Raw genomic sequence first — 21,053 nt, 5'->3', positions numbered from 1 at the left:
AAGATGGTGTGAGGTTTCCAATAATGAAGCATCTTTACTCTTCGGTTACAGCTTTAGCAACTGGTACGGTCTTGAGTGTCGTGATGATCGCAATTAAACCAGCCCAAGCTCAGGTAGCTTATGGTAGTTATGTCGGTGTAGGGCCAACTGTTGGCCTTACTGATGGTGTTCAAGTTGGGGGTGTTATAGCTGTGCGTTACAAACTGCTAGAATCACCAATTTCTTTCCGCGCTCAAGCTTTAGTAGGAAGAAATACCGCAGTTGTACCCACGGTTTCTTATGATGTCCCCATCAACTGGCAAACAGATGCTTACTTAGGCGCTGGTTTAGTGTTAGCTGGTGGTGGTGATTCTTCTCCTGTGGGCAACAAAATCAGTTTTGCTTTACAACCAGGAATTGATTATGTTATGCCAAATAGTAAAACTGTGATTTTTGGTAACGCCATCATTGCTTTTGATGCTTACCGTGAAGGTTCTGGTGGTGCGGCTATCTCTGTGCAAGGTGGTGTTGGTTATAGATTTTAATATTTTACCAATAAATTTGATCCCCGTACTGTAGTGGCGGGGTTTATTTTGTTGATTTAGCAATTTCATTTTTAGGGATGCCCTTAACTACAAATAACTACAAATTTTTGCTCTTGTGAAATTTAACGTCAGATATTTTTTAATCAAACTACCGAGAATTTCAATTCCTTGCTCAATATCTTCTGGTGTGTGGCAAAAGTTCAAGCGCATTGCTTGATAACCTCGTCCTGGAAAAAATACAGACCCATTGGCAAGAAGGATATTGTGGGATAAGGCCTCTCGACAAATTGCTTGAATCGGTAAATAATCGGGCAGATGAATCCACAAAAATAAACCACCTTTGGGAATAGTCCAAGCGATTGAGCGGAGCGCAGTGCAGGAGGCGATCGCATCGGGAAAATAATGTTCTAGTGCTTGCAACATCATGTTCCGTCCTTGCAAATTGCTAGTGCGTAAACGACTCAGGTGACGGCGGTAATGTCCCGAACCTAAAAACTCGCTGACAATTGCCTGAGATACCGTAGAAACGTGCAAGTCATTGAGTAATTTTTGTTTCACTAAATGCTGATGATGTTCCCCTGTCACCACCATGTAACCGACTCTTAATCCTGGCATGAGGGTTTTGGAGAATGTACTGATGTAGGTAACTAAATTGTGGTGATCGCTGGCCTTAATGGGAGCAGGAACAGGTTCAAAATTTAACCCTTCATAAGCATTATCTTCCAAAATCGAACATTCGTACTGTTGTGCTAATGCCAGTAATTTTTGACGATGTTCCTGGTTAGTTGTAATCCCTGTGGGGTTATGTAGAGTGCTGATAGTGTAGATTAATTTTGGTCGGTGACTGTTGAGATATTGCTCTAGTAATTCTAGATTCATTCCCTGTGCAGTCATGGGAATTCCTATAACTTTAGCGCCTAAGTTTTCCAGAATACCTAAAGCACCATGATAAGTTGGTGTTTCCACAATCGCCCAATCCCCTGCTTGGAGATAGTATTGCATTGCTAGAGATAATGCTTGTTGTGAACCAGTAGTAATAATTATTTCTTCGGGAGAAACTACTAATCCTGTTTGCACTAACATTTGAGCAATTAACTGTCGCAGGAGAAGTTGTCCTTGAGGCAAGTCTTCTTTAAACAGGATATCTCCAGCTTTGGCTAAAGCACGTTTGGCAACTCGTTGTAGATTTGCTAACCCAGGATTATGGGGAAAACCTGAGCTGAAATCTATCATATCTGCTTGCCGTCGAGCCTGAATGGAAGCTGTATATTGTTCTAGAAAAGATCCTCCCCCTTGAGAAATTATTACCTCTTGGGCTGGGGCAAAGTAAGAAATTCGGTTAAAACCAGGGCTAAAGGTGGGGTTAACAAAATATCCTGAACCTTGGCGAGCATGAATCAATCCATCGACTTCTAGGAGACTATAGGCTTCAATTACAGTTAACTTGTTGACTTGAATACTTTCGGATAAAGCCCTAATTGAGGGCAGTTTTTGTCCAGCCGTGATTTTGCCAGATTGAATTAAACGGCTCAAATAACTGCGAATTTGCAAGTAAATAGGGTTTTGTGAGTGCCGATCTAGAGGAATAATCACAGCGTCACCCTTCCTTAACGAAGAAAGTAGGAGAATACAGGCAATATAAAGGATTTTTCTGGGCTTTAACCAGTACAGTTGCGTTGAATTTGACTATAACAGTGAGAAATGCGGCGACTGTACCAGACTAAATTGGCTAAATCTGTACCTTCCCACATAGCTATTAGTCAGGGAATCTAGAAGGTATAAGTGGAGAAAAAATATTGTTATGAAGATAATTGAAGTATGGTTGCAGCTAAAGTCCAAACTGCAAAAATTAGTTACTGCACTATCAGCTAGTTCAGAATTGCAAGTTTGGCAAAAAAGCGATCACTATGGTCATATTTATTGGCGCGCCTACAACCCCATCACAGGCCGCTCGGCTTGTTTTGGCTCGGAAGCAGAAATGCGAATATGGATTGAGATGCAATATTACCAAGAAATGTAACGATCAGAATTGATTTCTCCAAGAGTATAATCATCATCATAAATATGAACCAGTCATTGATTATGCCATCTATCAATTCTTCTAATACAAATGATCTACTTCGTTACCGTCCTCGCCGTCTGCGCCGGACTGAAGCTTTACGAAAAATGGTCAGGGAAACAATTCTGAGCGTTAACGATTTAATTTATCCCATGTTTGTGACAGAGGGAGAAGGCCAGAAAGTTGAGATCGCTTCCATGCCTGATTGTTATCGCTTTTCTTTAGATTTATTGTTAAAAGAAATTAAGGAAGTGTATGATTTGGGGATTAATGCGATCGCACTGTTTCCTGTAGTTCCAGAAGAGCTAAAAGATGATACTGGGACTGAAAGCTTTAACCCAGATGGATTGGTACAACGAACTGTCAAAGCTATTAAAGAAGCAGTTCCCGAAATTATTGTCATGACTGATGTTGCCCTTGACCCCTTTACAACTCATGGGCATGATGGTTTAATCGATGACCAGGGTAATATTTTAAATGACCCGACAGTGGAAGTTTTGGTGAAAATGGCAGTTTCCCAAGCAGCAGCCGGGGCAAGTTTTGTTGCACCTTCTGACATGATGGATGGTAGAGTCGGCGCAATTCGTCGGGCTTTAGATGCAGCAGGCTACATAGATGTGGGAATTTTGGCATATTCTGCTAAGTATGCTTCTGCCTATTATGGCCCGTTCCGGGATGCTTTAGATTCTGCACCAAAATTTGGTGATAAAAAGACTTATCAAATGGATGCAGCTAATGCTAGAGAAGCTTTGAAAGAAGTGGAATTAGATATTGCTGAGGGAGCAGATATGGTCATGGTTAAACCTGCTTTGGCTTATCTAGATATCATTCATCAAGTCCGCAAGGCCACGAATCTGCCGGTGGCAGCATATAACGTTAGTGGTGAATACGCCATGATTAAAGCGGCGGCACGTATGGGTTGGATTGATGAGAAAAAAATAATTTTAGAAACTTTAACCAGTATGAAACGTGCTGGTGCTGATTTAATTTTAACTTATTTTGCCAAAGAAGTGGCTTTAATGTTGGCGTAAGTAAAAATACAGTGTTACTAGTAAACCAACCACAAAATCTCTTATTATAGGGGGTTGAGAGGCGATTTCCAGAGTGAGACTCTAACCAGTAAGAACTCAGGATGAGAAAATCAAGACTTTTTCTATATTAGAGACTACTATTTTTAGTCCCGTAAACGCATAATAGAAATGTGACTGATTTGTTCGCCCCTCTACAATCATTGAAAGAAGGACACTGGTTCAAGCTGATTTGCGGAGCCAGCTTCCAACATCTACCGGCAGTCAGAAGTTTAACACTAGCCTATACATTGGCAGGTGCTGACTGTATAGATGTGGCAGCTGACCCAGCAGTTATAGCAGCAGCGCAGGAAGGTTTACAAGTAGCTAGGCATTTAATCAAGGATGCAAAGCAGCGAGGTTACGGCTATAGAGGTAATTTACCTTTTTTAATGGTCAGCCTGAACGATGGAGAAGACCCCCATTTTCGCAAAGCTGAGTTTAACTCTACTGAATGCCCCACAGATTGTCCTAGACCATGTGAAACAATTTGCCCAGCTCAAGCGATCGTTTTTAAGCAGAGGGATGACACTTCGGCTGCGCTCAGTGTGAACTTTTCAGGAGTCGAAGCTCAAAAATGCTATGGCTGTGGACGTTGCATACCAGTTTGCCCATATGGTAAAATTTATACAAAATCATATATGTCCAGTGCTGGAGCGATCGCACCATTGGTAATGTCAAAGGTTGTAGATGCTATAGAAATTCACACAAAAGTCGGACATTTGGCAAAATTTCAGCAATTATGGCAAACAATTTCACCGTGGGCTGACCAACTCAAGGTGTTGGCCATTAGCTGTCCTGATGGCGATGGCATGATTGACTACCTACAAGCAATTACTGAACTAATTACCCCATTGCGTAGCGCCTTAATTTGGCAGACAGACGGCCGTCCTATGAGTGGTGATATTGGAGATGGCACTACGTTAGCAACGGTGAAACTAGGGCAGAAAGTTTTGACAGCTAAGTTACCGGGATATGTGCAGTTAGCAGGTGGCACTAATCGCTACACCATTGTTAAGTTAAAGGCCATGGGACTGTTGAAAAGTGTAGAGTACCAACCTCAGCCTCATGTTGCCGGAATTGCTTACGGTAGCTACGCCCGTGTGCTGCTGTCACCAATTCTCGATCAGTTAGAGAATCAGGAGGTGAGTCAAACCAGTGTAAAGGCGAAAGTTCGCCTGGAAGCAAAACCCGAATTACTCTGGCCAGCAGTCAAGCTTGCCCATTCCCTGGTTTCCCAGATCAAGTCACAGCAGGAGCGCTAATCGCTTGTTCCTGATCTCTAAAAACGTCACCATAGAAAGCATGACGATTAAAGAAGACCTTCAAAAGTTATTAGACATTTTACCCCAAGACCTGCGGCAAGTCCTAGAGAGTCATCCCCAAAGAGATAGTTTAGTTGAAGTGGTCTTGGATCTGGGTCGTTGCCCAGAGGCTCGCTTTCCTAATCAAGCTGAGTATCTGAGCGAAACACCCGTCACTCAAGCCCAAATCGATGATTGCATTCAGCGAGTCGGAACCTTTAGCGGAGATAATCGAGCCGGAATTGAGCTAACTTTGCATCGTATCAGTGCTATTCGTAACCGTAGTGGTAGGATTATTGGCTTGACCTGTCGCGTAGGCCGGGCAGTATTCGGCACTATTGGCATGATTCGTGATTTAGTAGAAACTGGTAAATCAATTCTCATGCTGGGGCGGCCAGGTGTGGGTAAAACTACAGCTTTACGAGAAATTGCCCGTGTTTTAGCAGATGATTTCCATAAGCGAGTAGTAATTATTGACACCTCAAACGAAATTGCTGGTGATGGTGATGTACCTCACCCGGCTATCGGTCGTGCGCGGCGGATGCAAGTTGCACAACCAGAACTTCAGCATCAGGTAATGATTGAGGCCGTGGAAAACCATATGCCAGAAGTCATTGTCATTGATGAAATTGGTACAGAACTAGAAGCTTTAGCAGCTCGTACTATTGCGGAACGGGGTGTACAGTTAGTTGGTACTGCCCACGGAAACCAAATTGAAAACCTGATCAAAAACCCCACCCTTTCTGATTTGGTTGGCGGTATTCAGGCTGTGACTTTAGGGGATGACGAAGCCAGAAGGCGGGGTAGTCAAAAGACGGTTTTGGAACGCAAAGCTCCTCCCACTTTCGAGATTGCTGTGGAAATGTTAGAACGACAACGCTGGGTAATTCATGAAAGTGTTGCGGATACTGTAGATACTTTGCTCAGAGGTCGTCAGCCTAGCCCACAAACTAGAACTGTGGATGAGCAAGGCAAGGTGGCTGTAACACGGCAGTTATCAGTAGTTAACGGTCGAGGTGGGCAAGTTTCCCCAAGAGAAGAATCCTTTCCTCCAGCCCGACCGACTAATGGCTGGCGTTCATCAGGACAAATGGTAGCATTGCCACCTTTGTCTTTAGAACGGGAGCGAATAACTGGACGTACTGAGTTTGACCGCTTACTGGATGAGTCTTTTAACTACTCTGAGAGTGTTGATTTTAAGACCAGTAGACACTCAGGGCCAAATGGTGAAGATTTGCCATTACACATTTATCCCTATGGTGTCAGTCGCCACCAGTTAGAACAGGTGATTGGTGTATTAACTTTGCCAGTGGTCTTGACAAAAGACATTGATACTGCTGATGCAATTTTAGCACTGCGATCGCACGTCAAAAACCAAGCGAAATTACGGCAAATGGCTAAAGCCCGTCATGTGCCAATTCATATCATTAAGTCTAGTACAATTCCGCAGATCACCCGTGGTTTGCGGCGGTTGCTGAACATTGAAGACCCGGATATGACAGATGACCGAGAATTGCAATTGTTTTTACACAGTGGCACTGATGACGAGATGGATGCTTTAGAAGAAGCTAGACTTGCTGTAGAGCAGATTGTCATTCCCAAAGGACAACCAGTGGAGTTACTGCCCCGTTCTTCGCCAGTACGTAAAATGCAGCATGAGTTGGTAGAACACTATCGACTCAAATCTGATAGTTTTGGTGAAGAACCAAATCGGCGTTTGCGGATTTATCCAGCGTAAAAGAGGAAAGGGGGCAGGGGGCAGGGTGCAGGGGAGAAGAGGAAAGGTTATTAAGTAACCGGAAGTTTAAAGTAATTTCTTGCTCGCTGCTCCCTGCTTCTTACACTGGACTGACTTTGGCTCGATACAGTAGCTTGTCGCCTTGTAGATAGCCTGTGTAACGTACTTTCACTGTTTCACCTGGTTGGGCTGTTCCTTCTATTAATTGGTGCATTTGGGGATTATATGGTATTTCTGCTCCCACTGGTGCGATCGCTTCTATTCCCCAATCCTGTAATAATCTTTCTAAGGGTTTTTGCACCAAAGGCACAATTTTAATTGCAGCTAACTGGGGATTTTCCGTAGCTTTCTGGGCTGCTGTCGGCCATTGTAATAATAAAGATTCCAGCAATTGTAAACTCGACTGCTGGAATTCTTGTTTTAAGATTTCTCGTTGTTGTTCTAATTGCCGGAGCGATCGCTGGTATTCTGTTTTTAATTCTGCAATCTCTTTTTCGCTGGTTAGTGAAAAATCAGAAGAAGGGGAAATGGGGAGTGCTGAAAAAGTTTCGAGTAATTCACTCAACGAAATCTTGAACACTTGCGATAACTTTAGCAGCACATCTACCCGCATTTGTTCTAGTTTGCCTTGTCGCAGGCGCAAAATTTGACGTTCTGAGACAGCAGCATCACGACTCAACGCTTTAAAACTAGAAATATTTACACGCTGCATCAAATGTTGCAACTTTTGGGTGTCATTAGTCATTAGTCATGAGAAATTTACATACTTCCCCCAATACCTGTAGGGGCGGGTTAATAGATATCATCGACACAACCAGGATACTAATAAACCCGCCCTTACCACACAATACCCAGTCTCTATTCTTCCAGTAAACTTCTCAACATCCAAGCGGTTTTTTCGTGAACTTGCATCCGTTGAGTTAATAAATCGGCGGTGGGTTCGTCGTTAACTTCTTCCAATAGAGGAAAAATAGACCGTGCAGTTCTGACTACGGCTTCTTGTCCTTCCACCAGCAAGCTAATCATTTCTTTAGCTTTGGGAACTCCTGGAGTTTCTGGAATTGAACTCAGTTTGACATATTCGCTGTAGGTTCCTGGCGCAGTGTGTCCCAATGCTCTAATTCTTTCGGCAATCAAATCAACAGCTAAGGCTAGTTCTGTATACTGAGTCTCAAACATTATATGCAAGGTTTGAAACATTGGCCCTGTAACATTCCAATGAAAGTTATGTGTTTTTAAATACAGGGTATAGGTGTCAGCCAATAGGCGAGACAGCCCCTCGGCAATTTTAGCCCTACTTGCATCGTCAATACCGATATTTACACTTTTGGCTGTTGCTTGAGATGACATATTTTTCCCCTAATTGGTTATGTGTTTGAGAAATCTAACGTCTAACATCTATTAACTCATGCCAAGTGCATCTTGAGGACGCTAAGTGGCGCTTTACGGACTCTGGCGACAATTGTTTCTTTGCCTAAGCGCTGACAAGCTTCATAACGGTGACAACCAGAAAAGCCATAATACTCTCCTTCTACTTCTAGAACATCAATGGGTTCTTGCTGGCCAATAGCTGCAATTGATTCCATTAAGGCTTGTACTTTATTGGGGTCGTTTGCACGGGGTAAAGGCCGCTTAATTTGATTTAAGGGAATTTCTTGAACTCTCATGATCAAAAGTTTACTTAACTCGTTTGTTCTGTATCCTTTTCTAAATCATACTCGTTATGACTTTATTATGCAAGGTACATTCTAAGTAAAAATTGATGAATAGGGAATTGAGATGCGATCGCCTTCACAAAAATTAACTTGACAATTACAAAGAAGTGTGTATATGGGGCGGTTAGGCGATCAGCTATGCTGGGCGGTTACGCCATCGCACAATCTCCACAAATGCAACCAACCGCCATGCTTTGGAGACACATTGGAGGTTTAGAGCGACTGGTTGAAGGTTAACTTGGGGGGATGTTCTGCCAAAGTTCAGCTGCGATAAACCTCGATAGATGCCCGACATTAGTTGTCGCAATTACTACATCTGAAACTTCTAGAGTCATGGCTTGAGCCACCAGAATCATATCACCGTCAATCGTTTTATCACCTGCTGTTGGTTGCCCTTGCTGACGAGCTTTTGCCCAAAGTAGTGCAGATTGACGCATTGCAAGGGTTGTAATTGGCAAATATTCAATCAATTTGGCTAAATCATCTAAACGAGCAATGCCTTTTGTTTTGTTTGCTCGCAACAACTCACGGCGAACTTCGTAGTCTGCAATTTCTGGAATGATAATGCGACTTCCTGAACTGAGGTGAAGTTGGAGCCACTGAGTACAAGCAACACTCTGAGAAGACAGTTTGGGATTGGTGATCAGTCCGAGGGGTCCTGTGTCTAATACTATGGCTCGGCTCACCAAGTAATCCCCTTCATTTCAAGTGGAAATAACTTACGTTCAGACAGCCGATCCTCGTCTAACGCATTAATGAGGTACTGACCTGTTTCTTGCTGTTCTTCAACATTCTCATCATCAAGCCAAGACTGAAGCAGATTAACCGATTCAGCTCGCTTTTGTTTTAACAGAATAGAGTCTGTCAAAACTTGCAATGTCACCGCCTCAACCGAAAGCCCTTGTTTGTTAGCTTCTTGCAAAAGATATTGCTCTAATTCTGGTGGTAGGTTAAGGGTTAGGGTCATAAGCCTTTTGGGGAATACAAATTCTATTTTAAAGTAAGCTATGCGATATGTGATCGCACTATTTCCATATCAAGCGATCGTCTGGAATTTTCAGCTTCTACGGATTCAAGGTATTTTTTTGGTATAATTTGACTTGTAGTAAATCTAAAACATTACCTCAAACCTACTCATATTTATTTATACTTTAAATAACTATCATGATCAATGGAGTAGAACTTAGAGAACTTGCTTCCCAAATAACAATAGTAATTGACAGCCCTGAATCAGTTAAGCGACAGATTAAGCAAATTAGTTTTGCTCAGAAAAAACTTAAAATTCTAAAAAAAGAATTATCTCTATCTATACGCAATATCAACCAGGAAGCAGCGCAAGCGAATGCAGATACCCTGCTTTCTGTACTCTCTGATATTTCAGGGAATCGCAAGCTAGCTGGACAAGCGAGAGCCATACAGCGTAAGAAGATTGATAAAAATAAAAAGCAAGTACGTCAACCATATATTGAGTTACAAATGCAAATTGACCAACTAATTTTAGAAGGAGATAGATTGAAGCTTTTAGCACAAGAATATTGTTTAGACCCAGAAGGAGTCACAGCACGTATTCAAGCAGAAGAAGAACAAAAAATACTCCGGCATCAAGAACAATTGAAATATGCCGAAGAATTAAAACGGCAACAGGAAGAAGAATTGAAGCAGCAAATTGAAAAACTTAATAGGCAAATGGATTTTTGGGGTGGATATAGTGGATTTATAGCCCTTGTCATGGCCTCTATTGCCTGCGGATTTATTCTGTCTGGTTTCGGAAGGCTTATTCAAGGAATGCAAATAAACTGGTTCTTGACAGTCTTTTGGTTATTAACTTTCATTCTGAGTATTAATTTATTTATTAAAAAGAAGTTTTTTAAATAAAATTAGTTTTTTTTATTTCTATTCAATAACTATTCAGTTCAGTCAAGGCTGACAATTTGTACAAACCTTATTACAGCATATTTCATTTGGGTGAAGTACAATAGGGCGGGCAAGATGCCCACCCTACAAGAGTTTCAACAGAAGAATTTGTACTTCATTTACCTGCAACCTGCTGTATAATCAATTATTGTTAATCATTATAAACTACGCACTATGTATTTATTATGAATCAATCCAACAATACTGGAATTCTGGAAAAGTTTGTCAATACAGTAATGGGGTTGAAACCTGCTAAAGAACAACCTCCCAATGCATCAGCAGCTACCACACAAGAACTAGATATCAACGCAGTTTTAGTTTATAAACTAGGAACTATCCTGCAAATAGGAGTGATGATTCTTGTGTTACTGGGAATGGAAAAATTAATCATGTTGATTGATCAAAATTCTTCCTTTCCCAGTTGGTTCAGCACTGTATTAACTGCATTATTTTTTGCTGTATTAAGTATCCGTTCCCGAATTTTTTCCCTTTTAGATAATACCCGTTCTCGCACAACTTATGACCAGGTAATCAGGCCAAGATGGTCTCCTCCACCTTTAGCATTTCCCATCGTTTGGATGATAATTGCAGTATTGCGGGTAATTTCTTCGGTATTGGTTTGGCAAGAAATGAATCACCAGTTTTTAGTATTACCTTTAATTCTGTTTGTGGTACATCTGGCTTTAGGCGATACTTGGAATACGATTTTTACTGTAGAACGGAGATTAGGCGCTGCTGTTCCTGTCGTGATTTTAGGCCCTTGGTTATCTGCTCTGGTGGTGACAGCAATTTATTGGCAAACAGTTCCTTTAGCGGGAATGATTTTATCTTTTTCCTGTATCTGGTTAACTGTAGCTGCTGCATTGGTATTTAGAATTTGGCAATTAAATGGATCTGAGCCATTGTATCCTTTAAAACTCACACTTGGACAGAAATAATTACTCAAAATTTACCTGCACAGGAAAGCAAGGAAAAATATCTCTGCTCTGTTGAGTTACGCATTAAACATACATGAAAAACGGTAGGGAAGAATTAATTCTCTACCATTTAATTTAGGAATTTAAAACCATAATCTAAGGCTGTTATCTTCTACTATAATTTTTTAATTGTTATTAAACCGCCTTCTATAAATTGTATAGATAGTTCATAGCCATCCAGTAAAGCAGTTCCCAATAAAGGCCGCTTTCCTGTAGCTAAAACATTAACTAATCTTTCTTCACTATTCCAGATAATAACAGCCTCATGTATTGGTATATCTACCCAACTATTATTAGCTAGATTTGCAGGTAGTTCATATAGAAAAGGTAAACCCATTAAAGTGACTGCTGCTGGTGGTAAACTCAGCTCACCTGTAAACCCTGTATCAATTACAAATTCAATAGTAAAATCTGGTTTATTTGGCAGACGAAATATGACGTTAACTGTGGGATGTCCGCTTTTAATAATACCAGTTATCACCGATAGTCACGCTCCATATCACCACAGAAAGAAACAGCGACTTTGTAGCCAATACGCAGTCCATAGAGTCTACCTAGTGGGTTCTTTTTGCGTAAATATCTTGCTGATTCTATACCTGTTTTATCAACTGCATATTCACCTGTCTCTATATCAATAATTACCATTTTACCGATATTTTCTGCGGTTTCTACTTGTTGACGAATGCTATTGTCATATAATTCTTTGGCACGTTTGCCAACTTCTTCGCTGCTGAGGAAAATTGCTTGCATTTTGTTAATTTTTTTGGGTTATTATAGCAACCACCAAGGCAGACTAAACATAAAATTAAGGTTTTGAACCCACGTAGGTGGCCTTCCCTCTGGGAAGACGCTACGCGTAACGTCTGGATGGTTCCGTGACTTCCAGTCGCCTGGTGCAAGATATAAGCTTTGCTATATGTGTTTATTTTAGTTGATTAAGAGTCTTGTTTATAAGAAAACGAGCGAGTTAAAACTACTCTCTACATTTCTGCTCCTCGACGTGACATAAAAAAAACGGTAGAGAACCAAAATTCCCCACCGCTTCTGAAACTTTTACAAATCTTAACTAGGACTCAACGCCTTGGGGTAATAACTCCCGTGTTTGTTGAGAACTAACTTGAACAATGCCATTTTCATCAACATCAACTAAGGCTGTATCGCCATCCTTGATGCGACCAGACAGAATCTCTTCTGCTAGACTGTCTTCTAACAAGCGCATAATCGCTCGACGTAACGGCCTTGCACCGTAACTAGGACTGTAACCTTCCTCAATCAAGCGATCTTTGAAGCGATCGCTCACCTCTAAAGTGATACCCTTCTCAGTAAGACGACCAAATACTTCCTTGAGCATGATTTCAGCAATTTGTGTCACCTCTGGCTTACTCAACTGACGGAAGACGATAATTTCATCTAGTCGGTTGAGGAACTCTGGACGGAAGTATTGCTTTAGTTCTTCGTTCACCAAAGAGCGAATGCGGTTGTATTGAGTCTCGGTAGCATCATCAGCGAATTCAAAGCCGATACCGCCGCCGCCTTTCTCAATCACCTTAGAACCAATGTTAGAAGTCAAAATCAGCAAGGTATTCTTAAAGTCTACTGTGCGTCCTTTGGCATCAGTCAAGCGACCATCTTCCAAAATTTGCAGCAGCATATTGAACACATCGGGGTGAGCTTTTTCGATTTCGTCGAATAGCACCACTGTATAAGGTCGCCGTCTCACAGCTTCTGTTAATTGACCACCTTCGTTATATCCCACATAACCAGGAGGCGAACCAATCAGTTTACTAACTGTGTGGCGTTCCATATATTCCGACATATCCAGGCGGATCATTGCTTCTTCGGAACCAAAGAAGTAAGAAGCTAAGGACTTCGCTAACTCGGTTTTACCTACACCAGTTGGCCCGGAGAAGACAAAACTGGCGATGGGTCGATTGGGATTTTTCAAACCGACACGAGCGCGGCGAATGGCTCTTGAAACGGCTTTCACCGCATCTTCTTGACCGATTAAGCGCTGATGCAAGGTATCTTCCATGTGCAGCAACTTCTCGGATTCCGATTCGGTGAGTTTGTTCACCGGTACGCCAGTCCAGGAAGCGACGATGTGAGCAATATCCTCTTCGCCAACTACAGGTTCATCACCTTCAGTCCCGGTGGCGTTGGTTTTGCTTTGAGCGATCGCCCGGATTTCGGCTTTGATTTCCATTTCGCGATCGCGCAGTTCGCCGGCTTTGTCAAAGTCTTGTCCGCGTACAGCGTCGTCTTTTTCTTTTAAGATTTGACGTAGTTCTTTGTCTAACTCTTTAGCTGCGGGTGGCAATTGGGAGTTAATCAAACGTACCCTCGAACCAGCTTCATCGATTAAGTCGATGGCTTTGTCTGGAAGGTAGCGATCGCTGATGTAACGGTCAGATAATTTGGCCGCCGCTACCAGCGCTTCATCAGAGATTTTTAACTTGTGGTGTTGCTCGTAGCGTTCGCGCAACCCGTGCAAGATTTCAATAGTTTCATCAACTGACGGCTCACCCACCATTACTGGCTGGAAGCGTCGCTCTAAGGCTGCATCTCGCTCGATGTGCTTGCGGTACTCATCTAAGGTTGTGGCTCCAATACACTGCAATTCGCCTCTAGCCAAAGCTGGTTTGAGGATGTTTGCTGCGTCAATGGCTCCTTCCGCCGCACCTGCACCAATTAGGGTGTGTACCTCGTCAATCACCAGAATCACATTACCCGCCGAGCGGATTTCATCCATGATTTTCTTGAGGCGTTCTTCAAATTCACCCCGGTACTTGGTTCCTGCTACTAGCAAGCCAATATCTAGAGTGACTACGCGCTTATCTTCCAGGATATCGGGGATATCTTTGTTGGCAATTCGCGATGCTAAACCTTCAGCGATCGCTGTTTTACCAACCCCTGGTTCACCAATCAATACTGGATTATTTTTAGTCCGGCGACCCAAAATTTGGATCACCCGTTCAATTTCTTTGGCGCGTCCTACAACTGGGTCTAGCTTGTTGTCCGTTGCCATTTGGGTCAGGTTCGAGCCAAATTCATCCAAGGTTGGAGTTTTGGTGCGTCCCGATGGACCAGTGGCTGAAACTTCTGCTGTTTCTCCCAGCATTCGGATGACTTGAGTTCGTACTTTAGATAAATCTACCCCTAGATTCTCTAGCACCCTGGCTGCCACACCTTCCCCTTCCCGGATCAGGCCCAACAGCAGATGCTCGGTGCCAATGTAGTTATGCCCTAATTGGCGCGCTTCTTCTAAGGATAGTTCTAAAACTCGCTTTGCCCGTGGCGTAAACGGAATTTCCACGGCAACAAAGCCCGAACCTCGTCCTATGATTTTTTCTACCTCAATGCGGGCATCTTTAAGATTGACACCCATTGATTTCAACACTTTGGCCGCAACTCCCGTACCTTCCCCAATCAGACCCAAGAGGATCTGTTCGGTTCCGACGAAGTTGTGACCTAAGCGGCGGGCCTCTTCTTGGGCCAGCATGATTACCTTAATGGCTTTTTCTGTGAAGCGTTCAAACATGGCATTTTTCCCATCACCTGCGTCGTGCCGGTATGCTGATTTTAGCACAGGCTCTGCTTTTGGATGCCTGTATAAAGATTATAGGCGACCAAAAAATTTCGCCCAAGATGATGGCGTAATTGTTAATTATTTATTACTTTTTATGTGGCTGCTATACTGAGGAGCTTCAGTCTACCAATGTTTCTGGGCTTGACTACTATGCAACAGACCACTATGGCTAAGGATTTATTTAACCATTTACAAACATTAACTTTTAACATATTTATCAGCATCTCGTCAAGAATATGGCTAACTGATATCTTTTTGTAAAGTTAAAAGCTTTATTGATTAAATATTTTAATGAATAATTTTCCCGGAAACCGGAATTTTTTCTGATTAATGTGATCCTGCTTGCGGTTTGGTAATTTTCTGCGCCGAACAAACAGGTAAACATTGACCAATGACCAATGACCAATGACCAATCACTCAAAGTATTTGCCAAAAAGACTGGCGCAAGCGATCGCTCACGGTAATATACCAATTGTCCAAAGTTGCTGCAAATTGTGGATATTGCAAGTCTGATAGCCATAGCACTAAAGCATCCTCGCCGTTATCTTGGTAATAACCCTTGCGCCGTCCCGCTATTTTAAAGCCAAATTTTTGATATAAAGATATAGCTGCCGCATTAGAAGCTCGGACTTCGAGGGTAGCTCGCTCTAAGCCGCGATCGCAAGCAGCCTTCAGCAAAAAATATAGTAAAACCTGTCCCAAGCCTTGACGGTGATATTGGGGATGAATCGCCAAAATTGTAATGTGTGCTTCGTCTAAAATTGCCCAAAAACAGCCCAATCCTAGCAGTTTTGCAGAAAAAACCGGAGAAAACAAACCCAATAATTCACTGTTAGGACTGTCTAACTCTCTTTGGTAGCCCTCTAGAGTCCACAAACCGCCAAAACAGGCTTGATCTAATTCTAAAATTGCACTTAGATCCTCTGAATTTAGTGTTTTAAGTTTTAAGTCTAATGAAGTCACGTTTGTGGGGAGTGGGGAATGGGTAAGGGTGGGTTTAGGGACCTCCAATTAAAAAAATACTCCATTGCTGAGGTAGGCAGGGGAGCAGGGAGCAGGGGGGATAAAGAACTAAAGATGGTCTGATGACATGGGGCAATTTATTTTCTGGAAATTCCTGAAGCAGTGAGTCTGTAATCCCGCCCCTAATTTTGACTTTTGCTATATCTCCTGTTCGGGGCGCTATTTTCGGTAAACTGAGGATCGGGACACTTTTTTACGCCACGCCCAAAACATTTTAAACTTTGAGCAAGGATAATTAATAAAAACTATGGTATCGACTCACCCCACAGAGGTTCAACATACTGGTAGCAAGTATTTACCTCAACGGCGCAGCCAAAACGCAAATGCTTCGCCCAATCAAGAACTTTTGCCTTTGACCGCCAAAGTTAATAGTCAAGACATCCTGGAAATTGGTGGGTGTGATGTCACAACCCTAGTGGAGCAGTTTGGTTCACCTTTGTACATTTTAGATGAAGAAACGCTACGTTTAGCTTGTCAACAATACCGGGACACATTCAAGCAATATTATCAGGGAGAATCTCAGGTATTATACGCCTCAAAAGCCTGGAATTGTTTAGCTGTTTGCGCGATCGCTGCATCTGAAGGTTTGGGAATAGATATAGTTTCAGGTGGCGAACTCTATACAGCCCTAAATGCTGGTGTTAGTGCTGACAAACTCTACCTCCACGGTAATAATAAATCTCGTGAAGAACTCGCTTTAGCCATCGACTCTGGTTGTACAATTGTGGCGGATAACTGGCTAGAATTGCGGACTTTGGGGGAAATGGCAGAAACAACACCAAGTATATCTGCTATTCGCATCATGTTGCGGTTAACACCAGGGATTGAATGCCATACCCACGAATACATTCGCACCGGACATTTAGATAGTAAATTTGGCTTTGATCCCAATGATTTAGACGAAGTATTTACCTTTGTCAGCCAGCAACCTTCTTTAAACTGCGTAGGTTTACACGCTCACATTGGCTCCCAAATTTTTGAACGCCAACCCCATCGCGATTTAGCAGCCGTGATGGTGCAGTGGTTAGAGAAAGCGGCAAATTACGGCTTAAGTGTCACAGAATTAAATGTTGGTGGTGGTTTAGGAATTAGATACACCGAATCGGATGATCCCCCTAATATTGCCGAATGGGTCAAAGCCATTTGTGAAGTCATTCAATCAGCTTGTACAGCCGCAAATCTGCCTTTGCCAAAATTGTTGTGTGAACCAGGGCGATCGCTTATTGCCACAGCCTGCATCACGGCCTATACTATTGGATCATCGAAAGTCGTACCCGAAATTCGTACCTACATATCAGTTGATGGCGGTATGTCTGACAATCCCCGACCCATTACCTACCAATCAGTTTATCGTGCAGTAGTGGCCAATAAAGTATCTGCTCCACTCACAGAAACAGTGACAATTGCTGGTAAACATTGTGAGTCAGGGGATATTCTGATTAAAAATGCCCAACTGCCAAAAACTGAACCTGGGGATATTTTAGTAATTATGGGAACTGGTGCGTACAATTACAGTATGGCATCTAACTATAATCGCTTACCCCGGCCAGCAGCTGTTGTAGTGGCGAATGGTGAAGCCAATCTAATTTTACGCCGCGAAAGTTATCAGGACTTGATTCGACAAGATTGTCTACCAGACAGACTAAACGCGCAGAAGTAACCAGCGTGAAATCAGTCAACAGTTAACAGTCAACAGTTAACAGGTGTATGTGAGGAATTGAAAATTGCCACCAAAGCTTTCCACTAAATTAGTGTGGTCTTTCACTATAGGACTCCTATTTGAATTTTGATAGCTTATGTGGCATAAGCCATATAAAACTCCTTCTTCCCTGTTCCCTGTTCCCTGTTCCCTATTCCCTGTTCCCTACCTATACGAGTAAATATGGCTACACCACGCCAGCTACAGAAACCAAAACTGTTAACTCCCTGATTCTTCAAGCGTCAACTTTTGGGGCATGAAAAAGACAGCGAAATGACAGAATATTGAAGGAGAACAAAGAGTAATCCAGATGTCATGAGAGATTCACCGAAGCAATGGCTGATAAACCTGGGATGGTCACAGTCCTTGCTGCTTGGGACTCTGGATATCGTACTAGTGTTAGCGCTGACTTATATGATACTAGTTATTATTAGTGAGCGTCGAACACTGTGGATGGTGCGGGGTTTTATTATTTTGATGTTAGCTTCAGCACTCAGTGCCAGAATGGGTCTACCACTGCTAAATTTTGTTCTGGAAAAGTTGGTGATTGGCTGCGCTGTGGCGATGGCAGTTGCTCTCCAGTCAGAGTTTCGCCGATTTTTGGAGCAAGTGGGACGTGGTGAATTTCAGCAGCTATTTAAACCATCCAGTTTAACAATCCCCAAGTCTGATAGTGTAATTGATGAAATTGTGGATGCGGTTAAAGAACTTTCCAAAAACCGCATAGGAGCTTTGCTGATTGTGGAAACCACTGGTCCAATTCACGAGCGGGATTTTTCTGTACCTGGAGTCAAGCTGAATGCTGATGTTTCTAAGGAACTAATCCAGACAATTTTTCAGCCAAAAACTCTACTGCACGATGGGGCAACCTTGATCCGTGGCTCACGTATTGTCTCATCAGGGATCATTCTACCACTTTCGGGACGCACAGCCTCCCGCCAGCTAGGAACACGCCATCGGGCAGCAATGGGAATTACTGAGCGAGTCGAAAATTGTATCTGTGTCGTTGTATCAGAAGAAACGGGTTCTATTTCTTTAGCAGAACGCGGCAATCTCAATAGACCTCTGACGATTAGGACACTCAAAGAGTCCTTAGATGCTCGGTTATCGACCACTGTAGACCGGGAAGCTGTGGCTCCTAGTGTATTGGGTTTGGGTCTTCAGATGGGTCGCAAGGCAATAGGATTAGTTTCACGTTTACTCGGATTACCATCGACTGCTTCTCGAAATAAAAAATGACAGCACAACAAACTGAATTGCAAAATTTACCCTCCGACTTAAAACAAGAGCTACTACCCAAACACGTCGCAGTGATTATGGATGGCAATGGTCGATGGGCTAAACGTCAAGGCCTACCCCGAATTATGGGACATAAGCGAGGAGTGGATGCTCTGAAGGATTTGCTGCGCTGTTGTAAAGATTGGGGCATTCAGGCATTAACGGCTTATGCTTTTTCCACTGAAAATTGGAAAAGACCCCAGGAAGAGGTAGATTTTTTAATGACTCTGTTTCAAAAAGTTCTCCGCCAAGAACTGCGGGAGATGGTCAAAGAGAATGTGCAAATCCAGTTTGTGGGAAATTTGGATGCTTTACCGCGATCGCTCCAAGCAGAAATCTCCCGTTCAATGGCGGAAACGAGCCATAATCATGCTATTCGCTTTACGATCGCTACTAATTATGGCGGACGGCAGGAAATTTTACAAGCTTGCCGGGCGATCGCTCACAAAGTCCAGCAAGGTGTGATTCAACCTGATCAAATCGATGAGCAGTTATTTGAGCGTCACCTTTACACAGCCGGAATTACTGACCCCGATTTATTAATCCGTACCAGTGGCGAAATGCGACTTTCTAATTTCCTCCTCTGGCAAATGGCTTATGGAGAAATTTATATCACTGATGCTCTTTGGCCAGATTTTGACCGCACTGAGTTTTACCGCGCCTTATCTGCTTACCAGCAACGAGAGCGCAGGTTTGGGAAAGTCTAACACCGCAAGGCGGGAGTCAAAAGTTTACCCTGAGAGTAGCCGAAGGGTCAAAAGTTAAAAGTCAAAAATTTAAGAATAGTTAAGTAATTTTTAATTAATGTAATTTAATCACCATAATTCCAATCAAGGATATGGTGATTTTCTTGCTATTTGACTGAGTGATCTGTAATATCTATGACTAAACCCAAAATACTATAACTTAATCGATTAACTGTAGATTAAAATTCGGGAGCATCGGGTCAGTATGTGGCTGGATAATTGGAATCGTTGGCAACGCACATCTTTAAAAAGCTTTATTTCATTATTTTTGGTAGTAGTTAGTTTAAGTGTGGCGATCGCTGCCTGTTCTCCTGGTAATAATCATAGGGCTGTGGCCAGAAAAGAACTGACCTTGGTGAGTTACGCCGTCACCCGCGCCGCATATAAAAACATTATTCCCCTCTTTGTCGAATACTGGCGAGAAAAAACCGGACAGAAAGTCACCTTTGGCCAAAGCTACGGCAGTTCAGGCTCCCAAACCCGTGCGGTGATTAACGGTTTAGAAGCCGACATAGTAGCCCTAGCCCTATCAGCAGACACCTTGCAAATTCAGGATGCTGGACTGATTAAACCAGGCTGGGAGAAAAAGACACCCAACGGCGACGGTATTGTTCACAGTTCTGTAGGCGTGATAGTTACCCGTGAAGACAACCCCAAAAATATTAAAAGCTGGGATGATTTAGCCCGCGATGATGTGAGGGTAGTCACCGCCAACCCTAAAACCTCCGGTGGTGCGCGTTGGAACTACATGGCTTTATGGGGAAAGGTGACGAAAACAGGTGGTACAGAAGCACAAGCCCAAGACTTTGTGACTCAGGTTTATGCTAATGTGCCAGTTTTACCAAGAGATGCCCGTGAAGCCACTGACGCATTCTTCGTCCAAAAACAGGGAGATGCACTGATAAATTACGAGAACGAAGTCATCTTAGCTAAACAGCAGGGACAGGACTTACCTTACATAATTCCCGATATTAATATTTCTATTGATAGCCCCATTGCCGTAGTAGATAGCTATGTTGATAAGCAAGGTAATCGCGAAGTAGCAGAAGCCTTTGTGCAATTTCTTTTTACCCCCGCAGCCCAACGCGAATTCGCCAAAGTGGGCTTTCGATCTGTCATCCCGGAAGTAGTCGCGGAATTTTCCGATACTTATCCCCAAATTTCCACCCTGTTCACCATTGAAGATTTTGGCGGCTGGAGTCAAGTCAGCCAGAAATTCTTTGCCGATGGCGCAATTTTTGACGATATCCAAACTAATATATCCAGACGCTAGGATTCAGTGCTGAGTGCTGAGTGAAGAAAGTTACGAGTAAGTTTTTTGCCCCCCTGCCCCCTGCTCCCTGCTCCCTGCCCCCTGCCCCCTGCCCCCTGCTCCCTGCCCCCTGCTCCCTGCCCCCTGCCCCCTGCTCCCTGCCCCCTGCCC

At 43.0% G+C, this 21,053-nt stretch carries 22 protein-coding genes; 12 read left to right on the top strand and 10 right to left on the bottom strand.

Annotated elements, in window-relative coordinates:
- The first annotated feature begins 23 nt into the window (after nt 1-23).
- A complete protein-coding gene (locus VB654_RS05235; RefSeq protein ID WP_323212471.1) occupies nt 24-524 on the top strand; it encodes a hypothetical protein in 501 nt (166 codons plus the stop codon).
- Between the two features lie 87 nt (nt 525-611).
- On the opposite strand, the gene VB654_RS05230 is transcribed toward VB654_RS05235, so the two are convergent.
- Nucleotides 612-2,117: a PLP-dependent aminotransferase family protein gene (locus VB654_RS05230; RefSeq protein WP_323212470.1), complete on the bottom strand. Its 1,506-nt coding sequence runs from the start codon at nt 2,115-2,117 to the stop codon at nt 612-614.
- 208 nt (nt 2,118-2,325) lie between these two features.
- Between VB654_RS05230 and VB654_RS05225 the strand changes: the two genes are divergently transcribed.
- The 4 genes from VB654_RS05225 (at nt 2,326) to VB654_RS05210 (ending at nt 6,692) form a co-directional block, all read left to right on the top strand.
- Nucleotides 2,326-2,544: a hypothetical protein gene (locus VB654_RS05225; protein WP_323212469.1), complete on the top strand. Its 219-nt coding sequence runs from the start codon at nt 2,326-2,328 to the stop codon at nt 2,542-2,544.
- 62 nt (nt 2,545-2,606) lie between these two features.
- Nucleotides 2,607-3,614 carry a porphobilinogen synthase gene (hemB, locus tag VB654_RS05220; protein ID WP_323212502.1) on the top strand — a complete coding sequence of 336 codons (1,008 nt, stop codon included), beginning with the start codon at nt 2,607-2,609 and terminating at the stop codon, nt 3,612-3,614.
- Nucleotides 3,615-3,784: 170 nt separating this feature from the next.
- A complete protein-coding gene (gene ldpA / locus VB654_RS05215) occupies nt 3,785-4,915 on the top strand; it encodes a circadian clock protein LdpA (RefSeq protein WP_323212468.1) in 1,131 nt (376 codons plus the stop codon).
- A 40-nt stretch (nt 4,916-4,955) separates the two neighbouring features.
- The gene (locus tag VB654_RS05210) at nt 4,956-6,692 is read left to right on the top strand and encodes a R3H domain-containing nucleic acid-binding protein (RefSeq protein WP_323212466.1); all 1,737 of its coding nucleotides are present in this window, start codon (nt 4,956-4,958) and stop codon (nt 6,690-6,692) included.
- A gap of 100 nt (nt 6,693-6,792) precedes the next feature.
- Here the strand turns inward: VB654_RS05210 and grpE are convergent, their stop codons facing one another.
- From grpE to VB654_RS05195, 3 genes are all read right to left on the bottom strand, one after another.
- Complete coding sequence (grpE, locus tag VB654_RS05205; RefSeq protein ID WP_323212465.1) at nt 6,793-7,437, bottom strand: nucleotide exchange factor GrpE; 645 nt, start codon at nt 7,435-7,437, stop codon at nt 6,793-6,795.
- Between the two features lie 113 nt (nt 7,438-7,550).
- Entirely contained in the window at nt 7,551-8,042 is a 492-nt protein-coding gene (locus tag VB654_RS05200) for a Dps family protein (RefSeq protein ID WP_323212463.1), read from the bottom strand.
- 56 nt (nt 8,043-8,098) lie between these two features.
- Nucleotides 8,099-8,362, bottom strand: a complete 264-nt coding sequence (locus VB654_RS05195) for a sulfiredoxin (protein ID WP_323212501.1) — start codon at nt 8,360-8,362, stop codon at nt 8,099-8,101.
- 135 nt (nt 8,363-8,497) lie between these two features.
- Here VB654_RS05195 and VB654_RS05190 point away from each other — a divergent pair, with 135 nt between their 5' ends.
- On the top strand, nt 8,498-8,644 hold the full coding sequence (locus VB654_RS05190; RefSeq protein ID WP_323212462.1) for a hypothetical protein: 147 nt from the start codon (nt 8,498-8,500) through the stop codon (nt 8,642-8,644).
- On the opposite strand, the gene VB654_RS05185 is transcribed toward VB654_RS05190, so the two are convergent.
- The gene (locus VB654_RS05185; protein ID WP_323212461.1) at nt 8,641-9,093 is read right to left on the bottom strand and encodes a nuclease; all 453 of its coding nucleotides are present in this window, start codon (nt 9,091-9,093) and stop codon (nt 8,641-8,643) included. The two genes, VB654_RS05190 and VB654_RS05185, sit on opposite strands and share 4 nt — an antisense overlap.
- Nucleotides 9,090-9,374, bottom strand: coding sequence for a hypothetical protein (locus tag VB654_RS05180; RefSeq protein ID WP_323212460.1), 285 nt, complete (start codon nt 9,372-9,374; stop codon nt 9,090-9,092). Before VB654_RS05180 ends, VB654_RS05185 begins: the two co-directional genes overlap by 4 nt.
- A gap of 197 nt (nt 9,375-9,571) precedes the next feature.
- Between VB654_RS05180 and VB654_RS05175 the strand changes: the two genes are divergently transcribed.
- Nucleotides 9,572-10,282 (top strand): hypothetical protein, encoded by a 711-nt coding sequence (locus VB654_RS05175; RefSeq protein ID WP_323212458.1) that lies wholly within the window; start codon nt 9,572-9,574, stop codon nt 10,280-10,282.
- Between the two features lie 224 nt (nt 10,283-10,506).
- Nucleotides 10,507-11,259 (top strand): TspO/MBR family protein, encoded by a 753-nt coding sequence (locus tag VB654_RS05170; RefSeq protein ID WP_323212457.1) that lies wholly within the window; start codon nt 10,507-10,509, stop codon nt 11,257-11,259.
- Nucleotides 11,260-11,413: 154 nt separating this feature from the next.
- Here VB654_RS05170 and VB654_RS05165 read toward each other — a convergent pair whose 3' ends face one another.
- The 4 genes from VB654_RS05165 to rimI all read right to left on the bottom strand — a co-directional run bounded on the left by VB654_RS05165 (nt 11,414) and on the right by rimI (nt 15,847).
- Nucleotides 11,414-11,779, bottom strand: coding sequence for a clan AA aspartic protease (locus VB654_RS05165; protein WP_323212456.1), 366 nt, complete (start codon nt 11,777-11,779; stop codon nt 11,414-11,416).
- Entirely contained in the window at nt 11,776-12,048 is a 273-nt protein-coding gene (locus tag VB654_RS05160) for a hypothetical protein (protein WP_323212455.1), read from the bottom strand. Before VB654_RS05160 ends, VB654_RS05165 begins: the two co-directional genes overlap by 4 nt.
- A 316-nt stretch (nt 12,049-12,364) precedes the next feature.
- Nucleotides 12,365-14,836 (bottom strand): ATP-dependent Clp protease ATP-binding subunit, encoded by a 2,472-nt coding sequence (locus VB654_RS05155; RefSeq protein WP_323212500.1) that lies wholly within the window; start codon nt 14,834-14,836, stop codon nt 12,365-12,367.
- 465 nt (nt 14,837-15,301) lie between these two features.
- Complete coding sequence (gene rimI / locus VB654_RS05150) at nt 15,302-15,847, bottom strand: ribosomal protein S18-alanine N-acetyltransferase (RefSeq protein ID WP_323212454.1); 546 nt, start codon at nt 15,845-15,847, stop codon at nt 15,302-15,304.
- Between the two features lie 307 nt (nt 15,848-16,154).
- On the opposite strand from rimI, the gene lysA reads away from it, so the two are divergent.
- From lysA to VB654_RS05130, 4 genes are all read left to right on the top strand, one after another.
- The gene (gene lysA, locus VB654_RS05145) at nt 16,155-17,567 is read left to right on the top strand and encodes a diaminopimelate decarboxylase (RefSeq protein WP_323212453.1); all 1,413 of its coding nucleotides are present in this window, start codon (nt 16,155-16,157) and stop codon (nt 17,565-17,567) included.
- A 354-nt stretch (nt 17,568-17,921) separates the two neighbouring features.
- Nucleotides 17,922-18,845, top strand: a complete 924-nt coding sequence (gene cdaA, locus VB654_RS05140) for a diadenylate cyclase CdaA (RefSeq protein WP_323212451.1) — start codon at nt 17,922-17,924, stop codon at nt 18,843-18,845.
- A complete protein-coding gene (locus tag VB654_RS05135) occupies nt 18,842-19,591 on the top strand; it encodes an isoprenyl transferase (protein ID WP_323212449.1) in 750 nt (249 codons plus the stop codon). Before cdaA ends, VB654_RS05135 begins: the two co-directional genes overlap by 4 nt.
- A gap of 244 nt (nt 19,592-19,835) precedes the next feature.
- Nucleotides 19,836-20,903, top strand: a complete 1,068-nt coding sequence (locus VB654_RS05130; protein ID WP_323212448.1) for a sulfate ABC transporter substrate-binding protein — start codon at nt 19,836-19,838, stop codon at nt 20,901-20,903.
- Nucleotides 20,904-21,053: the final 150 nt, after the last annotated feature.

Source organism: Nodularia sp. UHCC 0506 (assembly GCF_034931045.1).
Classification (GTDB): domain Bacteria; phylum Cyanobacteriota; class Cyanobacteriia; order Cyanobacteriales; family Nostocaceae; genus Nodularia.
Note: the sequence above shows the minus strand (reverse complement) of the source record. Positions and strands in the feature narration are given on the sequence as shown.